This is a genomic window from Ancylobacter lacus (assembly GCF_018390635.1).
In the GTDB taxonomy this organism is placed as follows: Bacteria; Pseudomonadota; Alphaproteobacteria; order Rhizobiales; family Xanthobacteraceae; genus Ancylobacter; species Ancylobacter lacus.
In genome coordinates, this window is the sequence record NZ_JAHBGE010000026.1 from 13394 (window position 1) to 39577 (window position 26184).

15 protein-coding genes, 1 tRNA gene and 1 pseudogene are annotated in these 26184 nt (G+C 70.1%); 7 read left to right on the forward strand and 10 right to left on the reverse strand.

The features are described from left to right. The first annotated feature begins 2 nt into the window (after window positions 1–2). Entirely contained in the window at window positions 3–995 is a 993-nt protein-coding gene (locus KHC27_RS05415) for a sugar-binding transcriptional regulator (protein WP_213335993.1), read from the forward strand. Window positions 996–1048: 53 nt separating this feature from the next. Here the strand turns inward: KHC27_RS05415 and KHC27_RS05420 are convergent, their stop codons facing one another. Beyond that, complete coding sequence (locus KHC27_RS05420; protein ID WP_213335995.1) at window positions 1049–3478, reverse strand: transketolase; 2430 nt, start codon at window positions 3476–3478, stop codon at window positions 1049–1051. A gap of 263 nt (window positions 3479–3741) precedes the next feature. Here KHC27_RS05420 and KHC27_RS05425 point away from each other — a divergent pair, with 263 nt between their 5' ends. Further along, window positions 3742–5376 (forward strand): hypothetical protein, encoded by a 1635-nt coding sequence (locus KHC27_RS05425; protein WP_246519674.1) that lies wholly within the window; start codon window positions 3742–3744, stop codon window positions 5374–5376. Continuing rightward, window positions 5370–6458: a hypothetical protein gene (locus KHC27_RS21570; protein ID WP_246519675.1), complete on the forward strand. Its 1089-nt coding sequence runs from the start codon at window positions 5370–5372 to the stop codon at window positions 6456–6458. Before KHC27_RS05425 ends, KHC27_RS21570 begins: the two co-directional genes overlap by 7 nt. A 36-nt stretch (window positions 6459–6494) precedes the next feature. On the opposite strand, the gene bcsN is transcribed toward KHC27_RS21570, so the two are convergent. After that, window positions 6495–7532: a cellulose biosynthesis protein BcsN gene (gene bcsN, locus KHC27_RS05435; RefSeq protein ID WP_213335997.1), complete on the reverse strand. Its 1038-nt coding sequence runs from the start codon at window positions 7530–7532 to the stop codon at window positions 6495–6497. Between the two features lie 276 nt (window positions 7533–7808). Here bcsN and bcsA point away from each other — a divergent pair, with 276 nt between their 5' ends. Genes bcsA through KHC27_RS05455 form a run of 4 tightly spaced genes read left to right on the forward strand, consistent with a single transcriptional unit; the run spans window position 7809 to window position 16217 of the window. Continuing rightward, window positions 7809–10001 (forward strand): UDP-forming cellulose synthase catalytic subunit, encoded by a 2193-nt coding sequence (gene bcsA / locus KHC27_RS05440; protein ID WP_213335999.1) that lies wholly within the window; start codon window positions 7809–7811, stop codon window positions 9999–10001. Continuing rightward, window positions 9998–12679, forward strand: coding sequence for a cellulose biosynthesis cyclic di-GMP-binding regulatory protein BcsB (locus KHC27_RS05445; protein WP_213336001.1), 2682 nt, complete (start codon window positions 9998–10000; stop codon window positions 12677–12679). The genes bcsA and KHC27_RS05445 overlap by 4 nt, the downstream gene beginning before the upstream one ends. Then, the gene (locus tag KHC27_RS05450; RefSeq protein WP_213336004.1) at window positions 12676–13734 is read left to right on the forward strand and encodes a glycosyl hydrolase family 8; all 1059 of its coding nucleotides are present in this window, start codon (window positions 12676–12678) and stop codon (window positions 13732–13734) included. The genes KHC27_RS05445 and KHC27_RS05450 overlap by 4 nt, the downstream gene beginning before the upstream one ends. Beyond that, a complete protein-coding gene (locus KHC27_RS05455; protein ID WP_213336006.1) occupies window positions 13725–16217 on the forward strand; it encodes a hypothetical protein in 2493 nt (830 codons plus the stop codon). Before KHC27_RS05450 ends, KHC27_RS05455 begins: the two co-directional genes overlap by 10 nt. A 55-nt stretch (window positions 16218–16272) precedes the next feature. On the opposite strand, the gene KHC27_RS05460 is transcribed toward KHC27_RS05455, so the two are convergent. From KHC27_RS05460 to fdnG, 8 genes and pseudogenes are all read right to left on the reverse strand, one after another. Continuing rightward, window positions 16273–16752, reverse strand: coding sequence for a hypothetical protein (locus tag KHC27_RS05460; RefSeq protein ID WP_213336009.1), 480 nt, complete (start codon window positions 16750–16752; stop codon window positions 16273–16275). Between the two features lie 17 nt (window positions 16753–16769). Continuing rightward, a tRNA-Sec gene (locus KHC27_RS05465) sits at window positions 16770–16865 on the reverse strand. Between the two features lie 117 nt (window positions 16866–16982). Then, window positions 16983–18839: pseudogene (gene selB, locus KHC27_RS05470) on the reverse strand (selenocysteine-specific translation elongation factor); the annotation flags it as partial. Continuing rightward, complete coding sequence (gene selA, locus KHC27_RS05475) at window positions 18836–20263, reverse strand: L-seryl-tRNA(Sec) selenium transferase (protein ID WP_213336011.1); 1428 nt, start codon at window positions 20261–20263, stop codon at window positions 18836–18838. The gene selA and the pseudogene selB, both read right to left, overlap by 4 nt. A gap of 7 nt (window positions 20264–20270) precedes the next feature. Continuing rightward, entirely contained in the window at window positions 20271–21182 is a 912-nt protein-coding gene (fdhE, locus tag KHC27_RS05480) for a formate dehydrogenase accessory protein FdhE (protein ID WP_213336013.1), read from the reverse strand. A gap of 78 nt (window positions 21183–21260) precedes the next feature. Then, window positions 21261–21968: a formate dehydrogenase subunit gamma gene (locus KHC27_RS05485; RefSeq protein ID WP_213336078.1), complete on the reverse strand. Its 708-nt coding sequence runs from the start codon at window positions 21966–21968 to the stop codon at window positions 21261–21263. A 26-nt stretch (window positions 21969–21994) separates the two neighbouring features. Beyond that, on the reverse strand, window positions 21995–22936 hold the full coding sequence (gene fdxH / locus KHC27_RS05490; protein ID WP_213336015.1) for a formate dehydrogenase subunit beta: 942 nt from the start codon (window positions 22934–22936) through the stop codon (window positions 21995–21997). A 13-nt stretch (window positions 22937–22949) separates the two neighbouring features. Continuing rightward, on the reverse strand, window positions 22950–26039 hold the full coding sequence (fdnG, locus tag KHC27_RS05495; RefSeq protein WP_213336017.1) for a formate dehydrogenase-N subunit alpha: 3090 nt from the start codon (window positions 26037–26039) through the stop codon (window positions 22950–22952). Window positions 26040–26184 lie beyond the last annotated feature (145 nt).

The window sequence follows — 26184 nt, forward strand, 5'->3', positions numbered from 1 at the left end:
TGATGGACGAGACCGACGATACGCTGATGGTGAAGGCCGCGTGGCTCTACCACGTCGGCGGGCTGAACCAGGCCGAAACGGCCGAGCGGCTGGGCCTGACCCGGGCGCGGGTGAACCGCCTGCTCGCCGACGCGCTGGAAGAGGGCGTGGTGTCGATCACGGTGGACCGCCAGCTCGCCGGCATGGTGCCGGTGGAGGAGGCGCTGCGCCGCCGCTTCGGGCTGGACTTCTGCCAAGCCACCCCCGCGCTCGAGCTCGGGGGCAGCGACGCGCCGGCCGGGGCGGACAAGACCGGCCTCTCCCCGGCGCAGAAGGTGGCGTTCCGCGCGGTCGGCCTGCTCGGTGCCAATCACCTGCGCGCCCATCTCGCCCGCGAGGAGCCGGCGACGGTGGGGCTCGGCTGGGGCCGCACCCTGGAGCAGATGACGCTCCACATGGCCGGCGTCAGCGCCCCCAACGCCCGCTTCATCTCGCTGATGGGCTCGCTGACCGCGAACTCGGCCTTCAACCCGTTCGAGCTGGTCCACACCCTCGCCAAGCGCACCGGCGGCGAGGGCTATTTCCTCCCCGTTCCCTTCATCGCCGACACGCTGGAGGACAAGCAGGTGCTGCTCTCCCAGCGCCAGGTGGCGAAGGCGCTCGCCATCGCCGGCACCGCGACGCTGTGCATGATCAGCGTCGGCGAGCTGGAGGAAAGCGCGCTGCTGCGGCGCCAGGGCATGCTCTCCGCCGCCGATCTCGACAGCCTCCACGCCGCCGGCGCGGTCGGCGATACCAACGGCATCTTCTTCGACGCCCACGGCCGGCCGGTGGAGCATCCGCTCAACCAGCGCACCATCGCCGTGCCGTTCGAGGTGCTGCGGGGGCTCAACGTGGTGCTGATGGTGGCGAGCCCGGAGAAGACCCGCGCCGCCGCCGCGCTGCTCGCCAGCGGCATCGTCAACGGCCTCATCATCGACGGCGACGCCGCCCTCAGCCTCGCCCGGCAGCCGTAGCCGCCGGGAAGGGGAGCCGCGGCTCGACGAGACCGGCGCGCGGACGGGGCCGCCTACCCCTCCAGCGCGCGGAGGTGGCGGATCGGCCGGCCGGGGGCGATGCTCTCCGCCGCGGCGACGATGGCGTTGGCGTCGATGCCGTGGTGGCGGTAGAGGTCGGCGATGGTGCCGGTCTGGCCGAAATGCTCGACGCCCAGCGCCCGGGTGCGATGCCCGGCCACCGAGCCGAGCCAGCCCAGCGTGGCGGGGTGGCCATCCAGCACGGTGACCAGCGCGCAGTTCCGCGGCACCGCCGCCAGCAGCCGCTCGACATGGCTGCGGGCCCGGAGCTGACCGCGCTCCCGGGCGCGGGCGGCGGCGGTCCAGCCGGCATTGAGCCGGTCCGCCGAGGTCACCGCCAGCAGCCCGACGTCGCGGCGGTCTTCCGCCATCAGCCCGACCGCCTCCAGCGCCTCCGGCGCGAGAACCCCGGCATAGACCACCACCACCTCGGCATTGGGGCCGGGCCGGCGCACCCAGTAGCCGCCATCGATGATGTCGCGGGCGAGGCCCTCGTCCATGCCGCGGGCAGGCTGCGCCAGCGTCCGCGTCGACAGCCGCAGATAGACCGAGCCGCCGCTCTCGTCGCACAGCCAGCTCCGCTCCTCCGGCTCGCCCTCGGCCGTGACCGCGCCGCCCTCGCGCTGGAGATAGTCGAAAGCCCAGCGCAGGATCACGGCGAGTTCGTCGACATAGGCCGGCTCGAAGGCGGCGAGCCCGTCCTGCGCCATGCCGATCAACGGGGTGCCGATCGACTGGTGTGCCCCGCCCTCCGGGGCGAGGGTGAGGCCGGAGGGCGTGGCGACGAGGATGAAGCGGGCGTCCTGGTAGCAGGCATAGTTCAGCGCATCGAGCCCGCGCTGGATGAAGGGGTCGTAGAGCGTGCCGATCGGCAGCAGCCGTGCCCCGAACAGCGAATGCGACAGGCCGAGCGCGCCGAGCAGGATGAACAGGTTCATCTCGGCGATGCCGAGCTCGATATGCTGGCCCTTCGGCGAGAAGGTCCAGTCGAAGGTGGAGGGGATGCGCTCCTGCCGGAACAGGTCGGCCATCGCCTCGCGCGCGAACAGGCCGCGCCGGTTCACCCAGCCGCCGAGATTGGTGGAGACGGTGACATCCGGCGAGGTGGTGACGATGCGGTCGGCCATCGGGCCGCCGAGCCGGGCGAGTTCGGCCATGATCAGGCCGAAGCCCTGCTGGGTGGAAAGCTCCGGCTGGGCCGGCACCGGCAGCGCCGCCGGCACCGCGAGCGGGGCCTCGCCATAGCGCCGCCGGCCCTGCGCATTGAAGGGCACCGCGTCGAGAAAGGCCCGCAGCCGCTCCGCCGGCAGGTCCAGCCCCTCGAAAGGCTCCCATTCATGGCCCGGCCGCACCTTCATGGCGGCGCGGAACGCCTCCATCTGGGTCGGCGTCATCAGGCCGGCATGGTTGTCCTTGTGGCCCGCCAGCGGCAGGCCGTAGCCCTTGATGGTGTAGGCGATGAACAGCACCGGGCGGTCATGGTCCACCGCCTCGAACGCCTCGACCAGCGAGGGCAGGTCGTGGCCGCCGAGATTGGTCATCAGCCGCGCCAGCTCCTCGTCGCTGCGCCGCTCGATCAGGGCGGTGACGGGTCCCTGGTCGCCGATCTCGTCGAGCAGCCGGCGCCGCCACGCCGCCCCGCCCTGGAAGGTCAGCGCGGCATAGAGCTGGTTGGGGCAGCGGTCGATGAAATCGCGCAGCCGGTCCCCGCCCGGCTCGGCGAAGGCGGCCATCAGCGCGGCGCCGTATTTCAGCGTCACCACCTCCCAGCCGAAGGCGCGGAACAGCGCCTCCAGCCGCGCCGGCAGCCCCTCGCGGATGACCGCGTCGAGGCTCTGGCGGTTGTAGTCGAGAATCCACCAGCAGTTGCGAAGCCCCTGCTTCCAGCCCTCCAGCAACGCCTCGTAGATGTTGCCCTCGTCCATCTCGGCATCGCCGACAAGGGCGATCATCCGGCCCTCCGGGCGGCCGCCGTCGAGGCCCCGGGCATGGACATAGTCCTGAACGAGGCTGGCGAAGAGGGTCTGGGCGACGCCGAGCCCGACCGAGCCGGTGGAGAAGTCGACGTCGTCGATGTCCTTGGTGCGGGAGGGGTAGGACTGGGCGCCCTTGTAGCCGCGATAGGCCTCCAGCTTCTCCCGCGTCTGGTTGCCGAGCAGGTACTGGATGGCGTGGAAGATCGGGCTGGCATGGGGCTTCACCGCCACCCGGTCCTGCGGGCGGAGCACGGCGAGGTAGAGCGCGGTGAGCACCGAGGCGAGCGAGGCGGAGGAGGCCTGATGACCGCCCACCTTCAGCCCGTCCGCATTGGGGCGCACATGGTTGGCGTGGTGGATGGTCCAGGCCGACAGCCAGGAGACCTTGCGCTCCAGCGCGGCCAGCGCTTCCAGATCGACGGCGGGACGGCGGATCGACGCAGCCATGGTTCGCTCCCAATCGGTGCGACAGAGTGCGGCGGTCCGGCCGCTCTTGCAAGGCACCAGACAGCCCGGCGCCGCAGCGTCGCGAAGGGCGGCCCCGCCGATCGGTTCAAAATTGCAACTAAACAGCGCCGGATACGTAGCGCCGGCGTTTACCCTGCTTTAACCATGTGGGGGAATGGTGGCGAGCGCGCCGGAGAGCATGTAGGATTCCGCTCGGCGGCGCAGGAGTCGGGAATGTGATGCGGTCGCGACCTTTGGACAGGATGGGACGGGGCGTCGCGGCACTGGCGCCGTCGTTGCTGGCGCTGGCACTGGCCGGCTCCGCCCAGGCCGCGGAGATTTCCTGCGATCTCACCGCCCAGTCGCTGTCCTGTGGCGGCACCGCGAGCGGCACCAAGGCGACCGCCGTGGGCCAGGGCTCCAGCGCCACCCAGAACGGCGCCACCGCCACCGGACAGGGCGCTGCGGCCACCGCGGTCTATTCCTCCTCCTATGGCAATCTCGCCGTGGCCTCGGGGGTCAGCTCCACGGCCATCGGCGCGTCCTCCGTGGCGAATCGGGATTACAGCACGGCGGTGGGTGACGGCGCCGGGGCGAAGGGACTTGCCGCGTCCGCCTTCGGGCAGAACGCGCAGGCGGTCGGCACCGGTGCTTCCGCCTTCGGCCAGAACGCGGAAGCGTCCGGCGACCTGACGACCGCGGTGGGCCAGGGCGCCAAGGCGTTCGCCACCAGCGCCACCGCCGTCGGCCAGGGCGCCACGGCGAACGGCGCCTCCTCCACCGCGGTGGGCCGCGCCGCCGCCGCCAACGGCACCGCCTCCACCGCCATCGGCGAGAGCGCCGCCGCGAACGGGGCGAATTCGCTGGCGGTCGGCCAGGGCGCGACCGCCAATCTCGACCAGACCACCGCCGTCGGCTCCGGCGCGGTGGCGCAGGGCACCGGCGCGGCCTCCTTCGGCTATGGCGCGCAGGCGAACGCCACCAACAGCACCGCCCTCGGCACCGGCTCCGGGGCGCAGGGCACCAATTCCTCCGCCTTCGGCAATGGCGCGCAGGCCAACGGCGCCAATGCCACCGCGCTCGGCCAGGGCGCGATCGCCAGCACCACCTCCTCGACCGCGCTGGGCCAGAACGCGCGGGCCAACGGCCTCTCCTCCACCGCCGTCGGCCAGGAAGCCATCGCCAACGGCGCCAACGCCACCGCGCTGGGCCAGAACGCCACCGCCAACAGTTCCGGCGCCACCGCGATCGGCCAGATCGCGACCGCCAATGCGGTGAACTCCACCGCGCTGGGCTGGAACGCCACCGCCAACGGCACCGGCTCCACCGCGCTGGGACAGGGCGCGATCGCCGCCTCCAGCGGCACCACCGCGCTGGGCCAGAACGCCAATGCGGCGGCCGAGAACGCCAGCGCCTTCGGCTATGGCTCGACCGCGGCGTATTCCGGCTCCACCGCGGTCGGCAGCGGCGCGACGACGACGCGCTCGAACCAGATGGTGTTCGGCACCAGCGACACCACCTACACCATGCCCGGGCTCACCTCCTCGGCGAGCAAGTCGGCGCAGTCCGGGTCGATCCAGGTGGTGACCACCGATTCGAACGGCAATCTCGCCAGCGCCAACATGTCCGACCTCGTCGACTACACCAGCATCTACAACGACATCGACAAGGTCCGCGAGGGCGTCGCCATGGCGATGGCGATGGACACGCCGAACCTGCCGGCCGGCAAGAACCTCGCCATGAGCGCGCAGTGGGGCACCTATGGCGGCCAGAACGCCATCGCCCTCTCCGCCATCGCCCGGCTGAGCGACGACGATCTGTTCCTCACCGGCGGCATCGGCTTCGGCCTGAACGAGGGCTCGATTGGCGGCAAGGCCGGGCTTGTCGTGGCATGGTGAGGCTTCGGCCGACCCGGATCGGCCTTGCCGTCGCCATGGGGCTCGTGGGCCTTCCGCCCGCGCTGCAGGCCCTCTCGCCCTCCAGCGACGGCGGCGTTCGCCTCGCCCAGGCCGAGGCGCCCAAAACGGCACAGCCCGATTACCGCATGGGCACCAGCCAGAAGACCGGCGCCGGGGCGAAGGCCAAGAACACGGCCAATGGCCCGGCCAAACCTCCCGCCAAGGCGACGGGGCCGGTCTCGGCCGATCCGGCGGCCGAAATCACCGCGGTGGCGCCGAGCCAGACCCCGATGCCGTCGGCCCCGGTGCTGCTTGCGCTGCTGCGCGGCACGCTGGTGGCGGTGAACCAGGCCAATGTCACCGGCAATTATTCGGTTCTCCGCGACCTCGGCGCCCCGGCGTTCCGCGAGAGCTATTCCATGGCGGAGCTGGCGGAGCAGTTCCGCTCGTGGCGCGACAGCCAGCTCGATTTCGCCGCCGTGCTGCTGCTGGACGCCAAGCTCTCCCGCGCGCCGGAAATCGAGCCGGACGGCTCGCTGCGGCTGACCGGCCATTTCCCGACAGCGCCGCTGCGCATCCTGTTCGACCTGCGGTTCCAGCCGGTGGGGGGGCATTGGCGGCTCTCGACCATCGCGCTGGAGGCCCGGCCAGGTGAGGCCGACGGCGCCGCCATGGCTTCCGCCCCGGCACAGGCCCCGGCCCAGGGTGAAGCCCGCAACGCCGCGACGAACCCGCCGCCGGCGCCGCGCCCGGCCACGGTGCAGGCCGAACCGGCGCCGGTGGTACCCATGGGCCCGTCGGCCACCGCGCAGGCGACGACCGCCCCGCCGGCAGCCCCTCCCCTGCAAACGGCCGCCCGCGCGGCACCGCCCGCCACCGTCCCGGCCGCCTCAGCCGCGACCCTGTCGAATCAGGCCGTGCGCCCGGTGCTGCCGCCGGTTGTGCCGAGCGCGCCGGTGGCGACGTCCACCGAGGCCAGCCTGCCGCCGCCGGCCGATTCCGCGCCGTTCGTGATGCGGGCTGATTCGGACCTGACGGCGCCGCTGGTGCAGGCGACCGATGGAGCCGCGCCCGCGCGCTGACCGCCCGATCGGCGTCACGCGGACACCGGCGACGCCTCAGTTGGCGTCGGCTCCGGGCATGGCGGAGCTGTTGGAGGTGCCCGGCCCCACCTTCCGAATCGCCGCGGGCGCCGAAGAGGTTGCCGACGCCGGGGACGAAGCTCCCGACGCGGGAGACGCGGCACCTGCCGGCGTCTGGATCGCCGAATTCTGCGGCACGACCTGATTCGGCGCCGGCACCATGGGATAGCCCTCGAGCGGCTCCGACGGCTTGACCGGGCCGGTCGGCTCCACGAGGGCCGGACTCGCATCGCCGCGCGATTCGTGCCGCACCCGGCGCACCGGGGCCGCACGCGGTGCCGGCTCCGGTCCCAGCGCACCATCGAGCACGGTGGCGTCGCCCTCGACCCCGGTGGGGAAGGCGAGCGGCCCACCGATTCGCCCGATTCCGTCCGGCTCGCCCATCGGGCGGCCATAGGGCTGCCAGGAGCGGGGCAGGAAATAGCCGTTGATGGAGTAGCGATACATGCCGCGCAGCAGCGTCTGCTCGGTCGCGCCGGTCTGGCAGAAGCGATAGCGCAGGGACAGCACGCCGCGGTCGCGGCCCAGCACGTTCACCGGCACCTGCGACTGGATGCGCTGCCACGCATAGATGCACATGTCGTTGGAGCCGCCGCGGCCGATGGCATAGCCGAACGGGCCGTAGCGGTTTTGCACAAAATAGTTGGAGCGGCGCATGTAAACGTTGGGCAGCGCCTGCTCCATCTGCCGGTCGAGCTCGTCCTCGTCCAGCCGGTCGTAGCTGAGGATGTTCTCACGCCCGGTCCGCCCGTCCACCGGACCGAAGAAGGTCACGTGAAAGGCGTTCTGGCCGGGCGCCACCGAATTGGTGGCAAGGATGATTTCCTGTTCCAGCGCATTGAGATAGCGGGTTTCCAGCACGGTGATGACGCGCGGGCCGCCGGGCTCGGGCAGCACCAGCGCCTCCCCGGTGGGAACCTCGATGGTCTGGGTCGCGATCTTCGGACTTTGCCCCTGCAGCGGATAGGGCGCGCACCCCGCCACCGTGGCGGCAACCGCCAGGAGCACCACCATACCCATGCGCCGCCGACGACCCGTCGGGATACTGGCGATGTTGTGCGGAGCGAGTTCGGTCAAAGCTGGGGTCCGTAGCTGTAAGCAGGAATTCGAGCGACAATGGGCCGAATCGCGTGGCGTGCAGGACTCTAGCCTGCCGGCCCGCGCGGCCAAAACGGGGCGGCGTTGCGACAGCTCCGGCATGTACAACAGGCCGGAAAAAATTGCTTCAAAATCGGAAGCATTTTATCGCTTTCTGGTGTAGAGCCGTCGGGAGTTAAGCTGTGAGGACAGATGCGTAAGGCTTGGATCGCCGGCCTCTGGGCCATTGCCTCGGCCATGGCCGTCTTCCTGATCACCTTGCCGATCAGCCTGCAGGCGCATCTCATCGCCGGCTGCATCGTGGTGCTGGTCATCATCCTGCTGAAGCTCTTCGCCCCGGTTGGTATCCCCCGCCTGATCGCGCTTTCGCTCGGCAGCACGATCGTGCTGCGCTACATCTATTGGCGCACCACCAGCACGCTGCCCCCGATCAGCCAGATCGAGGACTTCATCCCCGGCTTCCTGCTCTATCTGGCGGAGCTCTACAGCGTGGGCATGCTGGTGCTGTCGCTGTTCGTGGTGTCCTCGCCGCTTCCCTCGCGCACCGCCCCGCCGATTCCGGCCGGACGGGTGCCGACGGTCGACATCTTCGTGCCGACCTACAACGAGGATTCCTCGCTGCTCGCCTCCACCCTGGCGGCGGCCAAGGCGATCGACTACCCCGCCGACAAGTTCAACGTCTGGCTGCTCGACGATGGCGGCACGGACCAGAAATGCCATCAGGACGACCCCGAACAGGCCGCCGCGGCCCAGGAACGACGACGAGAACTCACCGCGCTGTGCGAGGGGCTCGGCGTGCGCTACCTCACGCGCCGCCGCAACGAGCATGCAAAGGCCGGCAACCTCAACAACGGGCTCGCCAACTCCACCGGCGAGCTCGCTGCCGTCTTCGATGCCGACCATGCCCCGGCGCGCAGCTTCCTCACCGAGACGGTGGGCTATTTCGAGCAGGACCACCGGCTGTTCCTGGTCCAGACCCCGCATTTCTTCATCAACCCGGACCCGCTGGAGCGCAATCTCGACACCTTCGACCACATGCCGTCGGAAAACGAGATGTTCTACGGCATCATCCAGCGCGGCCTCGACAAGTGGGACGCGGCGTTCTTCTGCGGCTCGGCGGCGCTGCTGCGGCGCGAGGCCCTGAACGAGACCAACGGTTTCAGCGGCATCTCCATCACCGAGGACTGCGAAACCGCGCTGGAGCTGCATTCGCGCGGCTGGCACAGCATCTATGTCGACAAGCCGCTGATCGCGGGGCTGCAGCCGGAGACCTTCGCCAGCTTCATCGGCCAGCGCTCGCGCTGGGCGCAGGGCATGTACCAGATCCTGCGCTTCCGTTTTCCCCCGGTGAAGCTGGGCCTCAGCCTGCCGCAGCGGCTCTGCTACATGTCGAGCATGCTGTTCTGGTTCTTCCCCATCGCCCGCATGATCTTCCTGCTGTCGCCGCTGTGCTACCTCGTCTTCGGCCTGGAGATCTTCAACGCGTCGGGCGCCGAGTTCCTCGCCTATACCTCGACCTACATGCTGGTGAACCTGCTCATGCAGAACTACCTGTACGGGCGCTATCGCTGGCCTTGGATCTCGGAATTGTATGAATACATACAATCCGTCTACCTGCTCCCGGCCCTGCTCTCGGTGATGCTGAATCCGCGCAAGCCGACCTTCAAGGTCACGGCGAAGGGCGAGACGCTGCATGAGAGCCACATTTCGGAAATCGGCAAGCCGTTCTTCATCCTGTTCGCGGTCATGACGCTGGCGGCGGTGCTCACCATCTGGCGCGTGCTAACGGACCCCTTCACCGCGGACGTCACCGCCGTGGTCGGCGCCTGGAACATCCTGAACATGATCATCGCCGGCTGCGCGCTGGGCGTGGTGTCGGAGCGCCAGAACCGCCGGCGCACCCACCGCGTCAACCTGTTCCGCCGCTGCGAGCTGATCCTCAACGACGCCGCCTATCCCGCCGTGGTGGAGGACGTCTCGATCGGCGGCGCCAGCGTGCGCGTGGCGATGAACAACCTGCCGCCGGTGGAGCGCGGCCAGATGGCGGGCATCCGGTTCAAGCCGCAGGCCGACATCGGGCTCGACACGCTGCCGGTGCAGGTCCGCAACATGAAGCGCGACGGCAACGGCCAGCTTTTCGGCTGCCAGTTCGAAGCCGAAGTGCCGCTGCACCACCGCCTCATCGCCGACCTGATGTTCGCCAATGCGGCCGAATGGAGCAAGTTCCAGGAGTCGCGCCGCTACAATCCGGGGGTTCTGCGGGGCACGTTCCGCTTCCTCGTCATCGCCCTCTACCAGACCGGCCGCGGGCTCTCCTACTTCCTGCGCCTGAACAAGCTGAGAAGCGCCGGCGCCAGTCAACCCGCGGTGGCGAAATCTCAATGATGCGGGTTCGTTTCCCCTCGCTCCTCGGTTGTCTGGCGCTGCTTGCCACCCTCGGCACCGGCGCGCCGGTGCTGCACGCGGCCGAGGCGTTCAGTGCCGCTTCCCGGCCGGTGGCCGAAGCCGCGGCGTCGAGGATTCGTCTGGCGCAGGCGCCGAGCCCGGTGCCGTTCAGCCTCAACCCGGCGGGTTCCCCCACCACGGCGGTGCAGGGCAGCGGCGGCACGACCTTCCCCATGCCGGACGCCAGCCGCCCGCCGCCGCCTCCGGCCGCCACGCCGCCCCGCGCCGGCGACGCCGCCGGCTCCGCGGATTCGGGCACCGGCCCGGCCACCCCGCCGGCCGCGGCCGATACGCCGTTCCGCATGCCCGGTGCGCCCCCGCCCGCACCGGTGGCCGCCCCCGGCAGCGCGAATGCGCCGCCCGATACCCCCGGCATGCCGGATCGCTACATCATTCCCGCGCCGCGGCTGACGCTCGAAGGCGAGTACGACGCGCGCGCCTGGACCACCTATCTGACCGAGGACGAGGCCGCCCGGCAGGCCAGCTTCCAGCTCAGCTACCTCAATGCCGTGCTTGTGATGCCGGAGGTGTCGCGCCTGCGGATCACGATCAATGGCCAGGTCATCCTCGAAACGCCGATCGCCTCGGCCAACGGCCCCTCGCATCTCAGCGTGCCGATCCGCCGCGGCGTGCTGCGCGCCGGGCCGAATCTGGTGCGGTTCGAGGCGGTGCAGCGGCACCGCACCGATTGCAGCGTGCCGGCCACCTATGAGCTGTGGACCGAGATCGACAACGCGACCACGGGCCTGACCTTCCAGGGCGGGCGGCTGCCGCTGGTGGGCGGGCTGGAAAACCTGCCCGCGATCGGGGTGGACGCCACCGGCGCCACCAATGTGCGGGTGATCACGCCGACGCCGCTTGATCCCACCGGCATCAACCGGGTGATGCGCGCGGTGCAGGGCCTCGCGCTGCGCGGCCGGTTTCCCAACCCGGTCGTCAATCTCGCCGCCAATGCCTATGGCCCGACCCCTCCCGGCACGGTCACGCTGGTGCTCGCCACCGCCGCCGAACTGCCGAAGCTGATGGGTGCGCCGCCGCTCGAAGCCCAGCAGAGGGCCGTGGCCGGCATGGTGCGCGACAGCCGCATCGAGGGTCCGGTCCTGGTCGTCTCCGGCCCCAACAACCAGTCCGTCGACACCGCGATCGACCGCCTCACCACACTGGCGGCGCCGTCCGGCACGGTGATCAACACCGCCAGTTTTGCGGCGCCGGATGCCCCGCTCTTCACCGGGCAGCGCGCCGTGACGCTGGCCGATCTCGGGGTGTCGACGCAGGAATTCTCCGGCCGGCGCCTGCGCGTGCGCTTCGACATCGCGCTGCCGGACGATTTCTACGCCTCGGTCTATGGCCAGGCGATCTTCCTGCTGGACGCCGCCTTCACCGCCGCGGTGCGCCCCGGCAGCCATGTCGACCTCTATGTGAACGGCCAGATCGCCTCGAACCTGCCGATCACCTCGCGCACCGGCGGCCTGTTCCAGCGCCAGCCGATCAAGATGCCGCTGCACAATTTCCGCCCCGGCCTGAACCGGCTGTGGCTGGAGGTGGTGCTCGACACCGAGGCCGACCGGCAATGCGTTCCCGGCGCCACCCTGCCGGGCGACGATCGCATCGTCCTGTTCGATTCCTCCCAGTTCACCATGGCGGACTTCGCCCGGATCGGGCGTACGCCGGACCTCGCCGCCTTCGCGGCCACCGGGTTTCCCTATGATCGCAGCGGCGGCGAACCGGTCGCCCTGGTGCTGGCGCGGCAGGATGTGCCCACCGTGTCGGCCGCCGGCACGCTGATGTCGCGCCTCGCCCTGTCGCGCGGCGTGATGCTCGACGTCGAGACCCAGCTCAACACCGCGACGCTTGCCAACCGCCCGGCGATCTTCGTCGGCGGCATCGGCCAGGTCGCCACCGGCGTGCTGGGCCAGGTCGGCATCGCCGAGACCACCCGGGTGAGCTGGCTCGCCGGCCCGGCGGATGGCGGCGCCCGCGCGGCGGGCGCCAGCGCCGAATATGACGACGTGCTCCAGCGCTTCCGCAGCCGCCAGCGCGCCGAAGCCACGCCGGACAAGCCCGGCATGGCCGATCCCTTCGGCACGGGCAACGAGCCCGACACCTATGAGCGCTGGCGCGACAACATCAGCGGCAGCGGCCTGCAGAGCCTGCTGAACGGCTTCGAAAACTGGATGCAGCGGACCTTCGACATCTCCTACGCCTCGCTCCGCATCGGCGAGACCCAGCAGGGCCTCTATGAACCGCCGCCCCGCACCAGCGTGCTGATGGCCCAGGGCAATTCGCCGAGCGGCGACCAGACCTGGACGCTGGTCGCGGGCCGGACCCCGGAGAGCCTCGCCGCCGGCATCGCCGCGCTGGCGCAGCCGAACCTGTGGAACAACATCGGCGGGCGGGCGGTCGCGTTCCAGTCGGGAACCGGCACCATCGAGCGGCAGGAGATCGGCACCTACCGCTTCATCGTCACCGAGCCGCTCGGCCTCGCCAATTTCCGCATGGTCGCGGCCAACTGGCTGTCGATCAACATCGTGACCTACGCGCTGATGCTGGTCCTGTGCGGCACCATCCTCGGCGTCTCCACCGCCTTCCTGCTGCGACGACTCGGGCGCACGGCATGAGATGGCTCCGGACGGCCCTCGTCGGCGCCCTGATGCTGGTCGGCAGCCTGATGCCGCTGTGCGCGCAGTCGGGAATGGCGATGATTCCGAAGGACGCCTGGGCCCTCTATCTCAGCCGCTATGTCGATGCCTCCGGCCGGGTGGTGGACGATGCCAATGGCGGCATCAGCCACAGCGAAGGACAGGGCTATGGCATGCTGCTGGCCTTCTACGCCGACGACCGGGCGAGTTTCGAGCGCATCTGGAGCTTCACCCGGACCGAGATGCTGATCCGCGACGACGGGCTCGCCGCGTGGCGCTGGGACCCTGACAAGAACCCGCACATCACTGATGTGAACGCCGCCAGCGACGGCGACCTGCTGATCGCCTATGCGCTGGCCCGCGCCGGCCAGAACTGGAACGAGCCCGGCTATCTCGCCAGCGCCCGCCGGCTTGCCCGCGCGATCGGTCGCGTCATGGTGGTGCGGGACGGCAGCCGCACCATCCTGCTGCCCGGCGCGGTCGGCTTCGGCGCCGAGGAGCGGCCCGACGGGCCGATCGTGAACCTGTCCTACTGGATATTCGAAGCCCTGCCGGTCATGAAGCAGTTCGCCCCCGACACCAAATGGGACGCGCTGCAGCAGAGCGGGCTCGACCTGATCCGGGCCGCCCAGCTCGGGCCGGCCAAGCTGCCGCCGGACTGGATCTCGCTTGCGGAGACCCCCCCGGTCCCCGCCGCCGGGTTCCCACCCGTCTTCGGTTATAATTCATTAAGGATAGTTCTTTACCTTTTGCGCGCGGGCATTCGGGACACCTCGCTGCTCGCGGCGTTCCAGCGAAGCTGGCTGACCGAGAACGACGGCGCTCCGGCCGTCGTCGACATAAAGAGCGGGCGGGTCGTCACCCGCCTGACCGAGCCGGGTTACCGCATGCTTGGCGCAACGCTGGCGTGCGCGATGTCCGGCACACCCATTCCGGAGGATCTGCGGCAGTTCCAGCCCACCTTCTACTATCCCGCGACACTTTACCTCCTCAGCTATCAGCTGATCGCCGAGAAATATCCTCAATGTCTGTGAACCGAGCTCTCCTTCTGGTCCTGCTTGGCGTCGCCGTGGTTCCGGCGATCGCGCAGCAGATCGAGCTGCCCGGCCAGACGTCGGGAAAGTCCGGCGCCGCCGCCGACAGCGCCGCCGGCGCGCCCGCCGCCGTGGCGCAGACCGACCGGCCCGCCGACAACAATGCCCCGCAGCGGCCGGCGACCACGCGGGTCGACGAATCGGCGCTGCGCTATTTCGCGTCGCAGGGCGACACCCGCCGGATGGAGGCGGAAATCGCCCGCCTGCGCGCGCTCTACCCCGACTGGACCCCGCCGGCGGACCTCTATGCCCCCATCTCCCAGTCCGATCCCGAGCTGGAGCAGATGTGGCGCCTGTTCGGCGAAGGAAAATACGGCGACGTGCGCAGCGCAATCGCGGCGCGGCAGGCCTCCGACGCCAATTGGAAGCCGCCGGCGGACCTGATCGCCCGGCTCGACGAGGCCGAGGCCCGGCGCCGCCTCGTCAACGCCTCGAACGCGCAGCAATGGGGAACCGTGCTGAGGGTCGCCACCGAGACCCCGGCGCTGCTCACCTGCGCCAATGTCGACGTGATGTGGCGGGTCGCGGAAGCCTTCGCCAAGACCAGCCAGCCGGAGCGGGCGAAGGACGCCTACGCCTATGTCCTCACCAACTGCACCAACGCCAACGAGCGTCTGGCGACGGTGCAGAAGGCCATGACCCTGCTGGACGATGCCGGCCTTGCCCAGCTCATGGCGCTGGAGCACAAGAACGGCGACCAGGGCGAGTTCCAGGCCCTGCGCAACGACCTGCTGCGCCGGAAGATGGGCCAGGCCGCCAGCGACCCCAAGGTCGTGGTCAGCCCCGAACAGGTTGCCAGCATGGAGGCGCTGGCCCGGCAGGACACCGGCGCGGGCGATCCGCTGCTGCTCGGCTGGTATCTCTACCGCCACGACCAGCAGGCCGCCGCGCTCGAGTGGTTCAAGCTGGCGCTGGACCGCAATGGCGGGGCCAAGGCCGCCGAGGGCTATGCGCTCACGCTGGTGGCCCAGGGCCGCGCCATCGAGGCCGAGCCCATCGCCTATCAGTGGCGCGATTCCAGCCCGGAGAACCGCAAGGCCTATCTGGACACGGTGGTGAGCCTTCTCACCGCGGACCCGCCGATCCTGCTCAACCAGACGGTGATCGACAATTTCAGCCCCGTCGTCGTCGGGTCGAAATACGTTCCAGGTGCCCAGGCCCTGGGGTGGTACGCCTATAATACGGGCCAGCTCCGCACCGCGCTGACCTGGTTCCAGACCGCCGTGAACTGGGCACCGAACGACGAGCCCTCCGCCTATGGGCTCGCACTCACCCTGTTCCGCCTGAACGAGACCGCCGCGCTCAACGCGGTGGTGGCGCGCTGGCGTGGCCGGTCGGAACGCATCATGGCGCTGACGGACGCGGAGCTGCGCCGCCGGCTGGCGGCCGAAGAGGCCGCCAAGGCCGCGGCCAACCCGCAGAACAACCCGATGCAGAGCTATGCCGACCCCGTCGCCGCGGCCGCCGCGCGCGCCCGCGCCGGGCTGGACCTCGGCCCGCTGCCTGCAGCCGGCGCACAGGCGGCGGTCAGCTACGCCGCCCCCGCCGCGGTGGGCGGACCGGCCTATCCCGCCGCGATCAGCGGCGCCGTCGCCGCGCCCCCGGCCGGCATGGCCTATGCCGGCCAGCCGGCTCCCGGCAGCCACAGCCCGCCGCCGGTCCAGCAGGCACAGACCGGCGCCTATGCCGTGCCGGCGCGTGTCGTCGCCGCCCAGCCCGCCCCGGCTCCGGTCGGTGGGACCGGCACGATGGCCTATGCGGCCGGCGCTCCAGCCCCCCAGACCAGCGTGGTGGTCCGCAAGGGCGCTCCGGCGGAGACGGGCGCGGCCCCGCGCGCGTCGGGCGGCGGCGCGAGCGGTACGGCGGCGGCCCTCAGCCGGCGCAACTACGGCGCCTGCATCGCCCGCAGCAATGCCGGCTTCCGCTCCGGCCGGCTCTCCCCCGGCGACGCCGTGGCCCGGGGCTGGTGCCTGATGCAGATGAAACGGCCGATGGAAGCGGCACAGGCCTTCGACCTCGCCCTGAACAACGGCGCCACCGGCCGCGTCGCCGAGGACGCCGCCTATGGCAAGTCGCTGGCGCTGATGCAGAAGAACCTGACCAATGACGCGCAGGTGGCCGCCACCGAGGCCCCGCAGTCGCCGCGCCGCGCCACCCAGCTCAGCGCCGATCTGCTGGCCCAACGCGCCGTGACCTCCTACCGCGACGACCGCTATGTCGAGACGCTGATCGCGCTCGACGAGCGGGCGCGGCTGGTGCCGGAGGATCAGGGGCTGATGATGCTGCGCGGCTGGTCCTACTACCATCTGCGCGACTTCATCTCGGCCGACCGCATCTTCAAGGCGCTCGCCGCCACCGGCAACACCGACGCGCAGGCCGGCATCGCCGCGATTCTCGACGTCACCCGCAAGACCCGCTACTGACGGAGCCCCGCGCGCGGCAGCGCGCGGCCGCCGGCCCGGCGAGGGATGGCGGGGTTCAGAAATCGACGCGCGGGGTTTCCGGCAGCTCGACGTCGAACAGCTCCCAGAAGACCAATCCGCGCTCGGCGGCGTACCAGACCTCGAACCGCGCCAGCGCGGCGGCGGGGTCGGGCGGCGCGGCATCGTCGGGCGGCGGGCCGGCGTCGACCCCCTCCGGCGCCGGGTGGAGCGCGGCGTGCAGCGCCGTCACCACCGGCGCGAACGCCTCCAGCACCGTCCGCCGCGCCGTGCCCGCCACATCCTCGTGCCAGCCGAGGCGGGCCCGCAGCACGGCGAGCCCGCCAGCGAGGGCGACCCCGCGTTCAGGCGCCTGCGCCGCGGCGACGATATCGCCCATCAGGTCGAGACGGCGGAAGGCGAAGGCGCGGCTGCGTTCCAGCGCCGCGAGGCGGCTGGCCCAATCGCGCCGGAAGGCTTCTTCCTCCTGCCGGGCGGCAATGGCCGCCTGCCGCAGATCGTCCAGAAGGGCCGTCATCGCTCGCTCCCGGAAGCTGGCGGAAGAGAGTGGGAGTCGAACCCACCAGAGACCGGCTCGCGGCCCCTCCCGGATTTGAAGTCCGGACGCCCCACCAGGGACGCTTCCCTTCCATCGGCACGGGCGGCTTCCTGTAGGGAGGGTCCGAACAGGTCCAGCCGATGCCGGTTGATGCGCCTCAGATCGCCACGGCGCAAGGTGACGCCGTGCCGATCGAGAAATTCGAGGATCTGGATCGCCACCTTGCGGCCGACCTGCGGCCGCCCCGCCTCGGCCTCGTCCCGCTCGATGCGGTCGCGAAACTGCGCGGCAGAGAATTCGCCCCGGGCGCCGGCACCGGCCAGCTCGGTGACCATGGTGACGAGCGCGGAGACGGTGGCGCGGAGGAAGAAATGGTCGTGCGCCACCTCGTCGACCCGGCCCATGCGGGAGAGCCGCTTCATCAGCCGGCGAATGTCCGGCTCGGCCGCACCGGTGAGGCCGGCAATATCCCGCACGCGCGGCGGCCGGTACCGCTCGATCCCCTCCATCAGGGGTCGGATCGACGACCACAGCGCCTCGTCCGCGGCCGTGAGCCGCACCTCATGGCCGGGCAGCCGCACCCACGCGCCTTCCAGCGCCACCGCATTCTCCCGCGCCAGCCGCTGCAGCAGAACGCCGAAGGCGGGCTTGGGCAGGGATGGTGCCAGCGCGAGGCGAAGCCGCTCGGCGCCCATGCCGGGAAGATCGGGATTCTCGGCATGAAAGGCATCGAGCCGGGCGAGCAGCTCCTCCGTCAGCGCCCGGGCATGGGCCGCGTCGAGCACGACGCGGGCCTCGCCGACGGGCAGCACCCTGAGGTCGAGCTGGCGGGCGATGGATTCGGCCGCGTCCGCCGCCAGCGCATGGTCGCGGACGAAGCCGGCGAGGTCGAGATGGAACGGCGCCACCGCCAGCAGTCCCGCCACCGCCTCCACCGGCGCGTGGGCCAGGGCGGCGAGCTGGGCGAGGCGCCCGGGCGCGCGGCGCTTGCGCGTCGGGGGCCGCAGATCGAGCAGCCGCCCGCCGCCGACCGTCCGCCGCGCAGACGTGTCGCGCACCACGAAGCGATCCCCGGCCGCCATCGCGACCGGGCGCTCGAGGACGATCTGCACCAGACCCGTGCCGCCCGGCACCAGCGTCTCCGGTTCGAGCGGCACCAGCCGAGCCCCCACCTCGGCGGCGCCGTGGTGGAACCGGACCGGAAACCACGCGCCGATCGGCTTCGGCTCGCCCGGCAGCACGGTGAGCGTGGCGTCGACGCGCTCGGCGGGGGCGTGGAGATGCGCGGCGAGCACGACATCGCCACGGGCGATCGCCTCATGGGTCACGCCGGGACCGGCGAGGTTCAGCGCGCAGCGCTCGCCCGCGTGACCGCGTTCGGCCGGCCGGTTCTGGGCATGGATCGAGCGCACCCGCGCCTCCAGCCCCGAGGGCGAGACGATGACACGCTCACCCACGCTCACCATGCCGGAGAGCACGGTGCCGGTGACGACCGTGCCCGCGCCCGAAAGCGTGAAGCAGCGATCCACCGCCAGCCGGAAGCCGCCGTCGACGCTGCGCGCGGCCCGCCGGCGGGCCGCCTCCACCAGCCGCGCCCGAAGCTCGGCGATGCCCTCCCCCGTGCGGGCCGAAACCGGCAATACCGACGCGCCCGCCAGCGTCGTGCCGGCCAGCACCGCCGCGATCTCGCCGGCCACGGCTTCGCGGCGGGGAGCGTCGGCAAGGTCGGCCTTGCTCAGCGCGACAATGGCCTCCTCGACCCCGAGCAGGTCCAGCAGCGCCAGATGCTCGCAGGTCTGCGGCATCACGCCGTCGTCAGCGGCCACCACCAGCAGCGCGAGGTCGATGCCGCTCGCGCCCGCCAGCATGGTGTGGACCAGGCCTTCATGGCCGGGCACGTCGATGAAGCCGAGAATGCCGGCCTCGGTGGGCAGATAGGCGAAGCCGAGATCGATGGAGATGCCGCGTGCCTTCTCCTCCTTCAGCCGGTCGGTGTCGACGCCGGTCAGCGCGCCCACAAGCGCGGTCTTGCCGTGATCAATGTGTCCGGCCGTGCCGATGATCATGCCGAGCCCCCGGCGGCGGCGAAGCCATCCAGCGCGGCGAGAAAGCCGGCTTCGTCCTCAAGGCAGCGCAGATCGAGCAGAAGCGCGTCGTCGGCGAGGCGCCCGACGATCGGCACCGCGAGCCGGCGCAGCCCGCTCGCCAGCCGGCCAAGCGCAGCCCCCGACCCCGCAGCCGGGCGGAGGGCGAGGCCCGCGCTCGGTATCTGTTCGAGCGGCAGGGCGCCGGAGCCGATCTGGCTGCAGCAGTCGACCACGGCCACCCCGTGGCCGGCCCCCAGCCGTGCCGCCACCGGCGCCGCCAGCCTGCCCGCCAAAGCGGCGATCTCGGCAGCCGGGCGGGCGAGGAGACGCAGGGTCGGCAGCCGCGCGGCGAGCCGGTCAGGATCGCGGTAAAGCCGCAGCGTCGCCTCCAGCGCGGCGAGGCGAATCTTGTCGACCCGCAGCGCGCGCTTCATCGGGTTGCGGTTGATGGCGGCGATGAGGTCGCGGCGGCCGACGATGAAGCCGGCCTGCGGCCCGCCAAGCAGCTTGTCGCCGGAGAAGGTGACGAGGTCGGCACCTTCCGCCACCGCCTCGCGCACGGTGGGCTCGTGCTTCAGCCCATAGCGGGCGAGGTCGGCCAGCGTGCCGGAGCCGAGGTCGTTCACCAGCGGCACCCCATGGGCCCTGGCGATGCCGGCGAGATCGCGCGCCGCCACCTCGGCGGTGAAGCCCTCGATGCGGTAATTCGAGGTGTGCACCTTCATCACCAGCCCGGTATCGGGACCGATGGCCCCGGCATAATCCTTGGAGTGGGTGCGGTTGGTGGTGCCGACCTCCACCAGCCGGACCCCGGCCCGGGCCATGATGTCCGGCATGCGGAAGGCACCGCCGATCTCGATCAGCTCGCCGCGCGAGACCACGGCTTCGCGGGGCGCCCCGGCGGCGGTGCGGCCCAGCGTGTTCAGCACCAGCAGCACGGCGGCGGCATTGTTGTTGACGAGGGTGGCGTCCTCGGCCCCGGTGAGCTCACGCAAGAGGTCGCGCAGATGGTCGTCGCGCTCGCCGCGCCCGCCGCTGTCGAGATCAAACTCGAGCGCCACCGCCTGGCGCATCGCCGCCACCGCCGCCGCCACCGCCTCCTCGGCGAGGATGGCGCGGCCGAGATTGGTGTGCAGCACCGTGCCGGTGAGATTGAAGACCGGCCGCAGCGAGGCCCGCGCCGCCGCCTCCAGCGCCGCCAGCGCCACCGCCGCCACCGCCTCGGCATCCGGCACGGCCCCGCCGGCGCGCACCGCGAGACGCTGGCGCGCCAGCTCCTCGCGGATGGCGCGGGTCGCCTCGATGCGGCCGTGGCGGTCCAGCGCCAGCGCGGCGGCCGGGCTCTTCAGGACGAGATCGACCGAGGGAAGGGCGCGCAGCGCGTGGGCGGCATCCTCGTTCATGGCGGCCTCAATAGCCGAGGAGATAGGGGTTGAACGCGGCCCGGCGGTAGGGCCCCTCCCCCATCAGCATGTCGAGGCCGAGGCTGGCGACATCGTCGGCCACCGGCTCCAGCCGCGGGTCCTTCTGCTGGTAGAGCACCTTCACATAGGTGCGGCAGTTGTCGCAGGTCTCGGCCTTCACCGTGCCCGGCCCGCCCTCGATCTCCTGGTAGCCGATGCCCTTGGTCTGGCCGCAGCAGGTGCAGCGGATGCGGACATAGTTCCATAGCGTGTTGCAGAGCGAGCAGGCGCAGTAGCGCACGCCATGGGCCCGCGGCCATTCCACCACCAGCGAGGCGACCGGCGGACCGCCACAGGCCGGGCAGGCCCCCTCGCCCACCGGCACCAGCGCCGCGGCGTCAAGCCGGGCGGCGACGCGGGTGGCATGAAGTTCAAGCCCGGCGGCGACAAAGACGTGTTCGGCCAGCCGTTCCATCGGGATGGACTGGGCGAGAACGGCGGACACCATGGCCGCGAGGCCGGCACGGTCGCTGGCCACCACAGCCGCGAGCGCCTCGGCAGCGGCGGCGGGCTTGGGGATTGCGGCGGCGGCATCGAACAGCCGGTGCAACGTCGTCGCCAGCACATCGTCGAGGCCGAGAGCGGCGCGGTCGAGCGGCGGCATCTCGTGTTCGCGGGCCCGCGCCCGGACCGCGGGAGATGGCATCGCCGGCTCCGGCAGTTCCGCCAGCACGGCGGCCTGCGCATCGGCGAGCCCGGTGAGAAAGCGGAGATAGGGACCGATGGGGCTGGAGGGCGCCAGCTCCTCGAAGCGGCGGGCGCGCCGGGCGAAGACAACAGCGGGATCCGGCGGGACCGCGAAATCGGGAATGGAGGGATCGCCGATGGCGGTCGGGTCCGGCTGGAGCAGATTCGTCATCACATCCTCACGAACCACACGGGCCACGTAGAGAGAGGGGTCGGGCAGCGGCACCGGCAGACCCGGCGCCGCGACCGTTCATTCGGCCGGGGTGCGGCGACCCGGCTTCTGCACGAGTTCGCGCAGCCATTTGCGGTGGTGCCGCCACGCCCAGCCACCGGTGACATGGCCGCGGGTCATGGCGCTCAACGTGCCCCGCACCCAGATGGCGGCATAGACATGGACAATCCAGACGCAGATCGCCACCACCGCGGCGATGGAATGCGCCAGGATGGCGACGCGCTTCTGCTCGATCGTGGTGAAGGAATAGAAATACTGGTCCCACATCACGATGCCGCTGGTGATCAGCAGCAGGATGAGCGCCGACATCGACCAGAACACCGCCTTCTGCCCGGCATTGTACTTGCCGACCTCGGGCAGCCGCTCTTCATGGCCGCCGAGCACGTCCGAAATCCGCGCCACCCAGACGCCGTCCTCCCGCGCCGGCAGGTTCGCCCGCCAGAAGCGGAAGAACAGGCCCATGAAGGAGAAGAACAGCACCACCCCGATCCAGGGATGGATGGCGCGGGTCCACTGTCCCCCGCCGAACAGGCCGGTGAGGAAGAACAGCTTCGGCGTGAACAGCGCCATGCCCGACAGGGCCAGCAGCACGAGGCTGACGGCCGTGATCCAGTGATTGATGCGGGCGGCGCCGGAATAGCGGTCCACCGTCACCGGCTTGCCCGGATGAACGGCGTCGCCGGGCTCGACGTCCGCCGGGACCGCGGCCGGAACCGCGTTGGGCATGATGATGGGGCGGGTCCGGTCGCGGCTCATGTCGGCTTTCCTCCGGCAAGCTTCTCGGCCTCCGCCTCATCTTCCGGCGACACCCGGTTGGGCCCGGCGATGAGGTGGTGCACGAAACCGGCCGCCACCGCGAAGCCCATGGCCGCGAGGCCGACATATTTCGTCACGCCCTTCCACGTCTCGACCAGCGGCGAGATCCGCGGGTTGTCCGGCAGGCCGGCATAGAGGCTGGGCTTGTCCGCGTGCTGGAGCACGTACATGACATGGGTGCCGCCGACGCCCTGCGGGTCGTAGAGGCCGGCATTGTCATAGCCGCGCGACTTCAGGTCCTTGATGCGGAAATCCGCCCAGTCCTTCATCTCGTCCTTGGTGCCGAACACGATGGCCTGGGTCGGGCACGCCTTCTGGCAGGCCGGCCCCTGGCCGACCGCGACACGGTCGGAACAGAGCGTGCACTTGTAGGCGGTGTGGTCGACCTTGGAGATGCGCGGGATGTTGAAGGGGCATCCCTTGATGCAGTAGCCGCAGCCGATGCAGTTCTCGTGGACGAAATCCACGATGCCGTTGGAATACTGCACGATGGCGCCGGGCGAGGGGCAGGCCTTGAGGCAGCCCGGATCGGCGCAGTGCATGCAGCCGTCCTTGCGGATGAGCCATTCGAGATTGTCGGTCTCGGGGTTCACCCACTCGGTAAAGCGCATCAGCGTGAAGCTGTTCTCCGTGAGGTCCGGCGGGTTGGTGTAGAAGCCGGTGTTGTAGCCGATCTCCTCATGCAGGTTGTTCCACTCGATGCAGGCGGCCTGGCACGCCTTGCAGCCGATGCATTTGGACACGTCGATCAGCTTGGCGACCTCGGTCAGCCGGGTCGCGGGAGGGGTCACCTCCGAGGCGGAGCGGCGGACGAGATCGGCCTCGCCGAATTTCGGCGCGGGCGGGGTGACGGGCGGGTTCGGAATGGCCGGAAACATGTCGCCGCCTCCCTCAAGCCGATGCCGGACCGGCGGACGCTTCGATGTTCACCAGAAACGCCTTGAACTCGGGCGTCTCGATGTTCGCGTCGCCGACATAGGGGGTGAGGACATTGGCGCCAAAGCCCTTGCGGGCCGCGCCGATGAATCCCCAGTGGATGGGTATGCCGACGATGTGCACCGTCTTCCCGTCGCAGACGAGAGGCCGGATGCGCTTCGTCACCACGGTCTTGGCGAGGACCGAGCCGCGTTTGGACCAGACCCGCGACCAGCCGCCATTGGCGATGCCCTTCTCCTTCGCCAGCTCTTCCGAGATTTCGACGAAGAACTCCGGCTGCAGCACCGAATTCACGTGGTTGTTCTTGGTCCAGTAATGGAAATGCTCGGTCAGCCGGTAGGAGGTCGCGGCATAGGGGAATTCCGGCGAGGCGGTCTCGGCGAACTGGGCGAGGTCGTCCTTGAACACCCGGGCCACCGGATTGCCCTTGATCTTCGGGGCGATGACGTTGACCACCGGGCTCTCGAACGGCTCGTAATGCGCCGGGAACGGGCCGTCCCGCATCATCCCCCGGGTGAACAGGCGGGAGACGCCTTCCGGGTTCATGATGAACGGGCCGACATCGCGCGGCTTGGCGGTCGGCGCGATGTCCGGCACGTCGTAGCCGCTCCACTTGGTGCCGTCCCACTCGATCAGCTTGCGGGAGGGGTCCCACGGCTTGCCGTCGAGGTCGCAGGAGGCGCGGTTGTAGAGGATGCGCCGGTTCGCTGGCCAGGCGAACGACCATTTGAGATAGGTGCCGGTGTCGCCGGGATCGGAATTGTCGCGGCGGGCCATCATGTTGCCGGCCTCGGTGTAGCAGCCGGTGAAGATCCAGCAGCCCGCCGCGGTCGAGCCGTCGTCGCGCAGGGCGCCGAAGGTGGCGAGCTGCTTGCCGGCCTCCAGCACCTTCTTGGTGGGGTCGTTGGGGTCGAGCACGTCGGAGACGACATAGCCGTTCATCTCCTTCGCCAGCTCGTCGGCGGTCGGCTCCTCCGGATTGGCGTAGTTCCAGGTGAGGTTGAGGATGGGATCGGGGAAGGCCCCGCCCTCCTTCCGGTACAGCTCCTTCAGGCGCAGATGGATGTTCGCCAGGATGAAGCTGTCGGTCCGCGCCTCGCCGGGGGGCGAGCCCGCCGGCCAGTGCCACTGCAGCCAGCGGCCCGAATTCACCAGCGAGCCTTCGTCTTCGGCAAAGCAGGTGGTCGGGAGCTGGATCACCTCGGTCTGGATCGCGGCGGGATCGGCGGCGTTGTAGATGCCGTGGTTCTCCCAGAACCGCGCGGTCTCCGTCTCCAGCGGGTCCATGATCACGAGGAGCTTCAGCCGGGCGAGCGATTCCGCCAGCTTGGCCTTGTTGGGGAAGGCCTGGAGCGGGTTGAAGCCCTGGCAGAAATACACGTTCATCTTGCCCTGGTGCATCAGCTCGAAGGCACGCAGGACGTCGTAGGACGGCACGTCGAGCTTGGGCAGCCACTGATAGGCGTAGTCGTTGGCCGGCGTCGCCGCCGCACCCCACATCGCCTTCTGGAAGCTGACGAAGAACTTCCGGTAGTTCTGCCAGTAGCTCATCTGGTTCGGCCGCAGCGGCTTGAAGCCGCGGGTCGACATGTAGGTGGGGAAGTCCGCTTCCTTTTCCGTGGGGATCGTCAGGTAGCCCGGGATCAGGTTCGACATCAGCCCGAGATCGGTCAGGCCCTGGATGTTGGAGTGACCGCGCAGCGCGTTCATGCCGCCGCCGCGCACGCCGATATTGCCGAGGATGAGCTGGACCATCGCCATGGCGCGGATGTTCTGCGCGCCCTTGGAATGCTGGGTCCAGCCCAGCGCGTACATCGAGGTCATCGTCCGGGTCGGGGACGAGCACTCCGCGATCATCTCGCAGATCTTGAGGAACTTGTCCTTCGGCGTGCCGCAGATGCGGTTCACCATCTCGGGCGTGTAGACCGAGACGTGCTGCTTCAGCAGGTTCCAGACGCAGCGCGGGTTCTGCAGGGTCTCGTCGACCACGGCATAGCCGTCCTCGCCGATGACATAGTCCCAGCTCGAGCGGTTGTAGTCGCGCTTGACCTCGTCATAGCCGGTGAACAGGCCGTCCTGATAGGCAAAGCCGTCCTTCACGACATAGGCCGCGTTGGTGAAGGCCTTCACATAGTCCCACTGCACCTTGTCGTTCTGGATGCAGTAATTGATGACGCCCAGCAGGAAGGCGATGTCGCTGCCCTGGCGGATGGGGGCGTAATAGTCCGACACCGCGGCCGAGCGGGTGTAGCGCGGATCGACGACGATCAGCTTGGCACCGCGATTTGCCTTGGCCTCTGTCACCCATTTGAAGCCGCACGGATGCGCTTCGGCGGCATTGCCGCCCATGATGACGACGAGGTCGGTGTTCTTGATGTCCGTCCAGGCGTTGGTCATGGCGCCACGGCCGAATGTTGGGGCGAGACTCGCCACCGTCGGGCCGTGTCAGACGCGTGCCTGGTTGTCGAACACCAGCATGCCCGTGCTGCGCACCACCTTGTACGTGCACCAGGCTGTTTCGTTGGTCGTGGCGGAGGCGGCGAGGAAGCCGGTGGTGGTCCACCGGTTCACCGTCACGCCGTCCTTGTTGGTCGCGACGAAATTGGCGTCGCGATCGTCCTTCATGGCGCGGGCGATCTTGTCGAAGGCCTCGTCCCAGGAGATCGGCTCGAAGCTGGCGGCGCCGGCCTTGCGCAGCATCGGCCGGGTGAGGCGGGTCTTGGCGTGCACGATGTCGAGCAGCGCCGCGCCCTTGGGGCAGAGCGTGCCGCGGTTGGTCGGGTGGTCGCTGTCACCCTCGATATGGGTGATGTCAGCCCTCTCGCCCTTCCGCAGGTCGCCCTTGGAATAGATGATGATGCCGCAGGCCACCGAGCAATAGGTGCAGGTGTTCCGGGTTTCGGTGGTGTTCGCGAGCTTGAAGGGCCGGATGGCGGCGGCCATCGCCTGCTCCACCTCGCCGAAGCCCATGGCCCCCAGCGTGGTGCCCGCGAGCCCCGCGCCTGCCGTTCGCAAGAACGCGCGGCGCGACAACTCCATGTTCATTCGAGTTCCTCCCAGAACCATCGACAAACGCGGATGGGAATGACCCCGCCGGGGTACGTCAGGGCAACACGCTATTTTTTAGAGCCTCCAATGTCAAACTGGAGCAGGCCGCGCCAGGCCGCGAAAAATCATGCAATTGCAACAT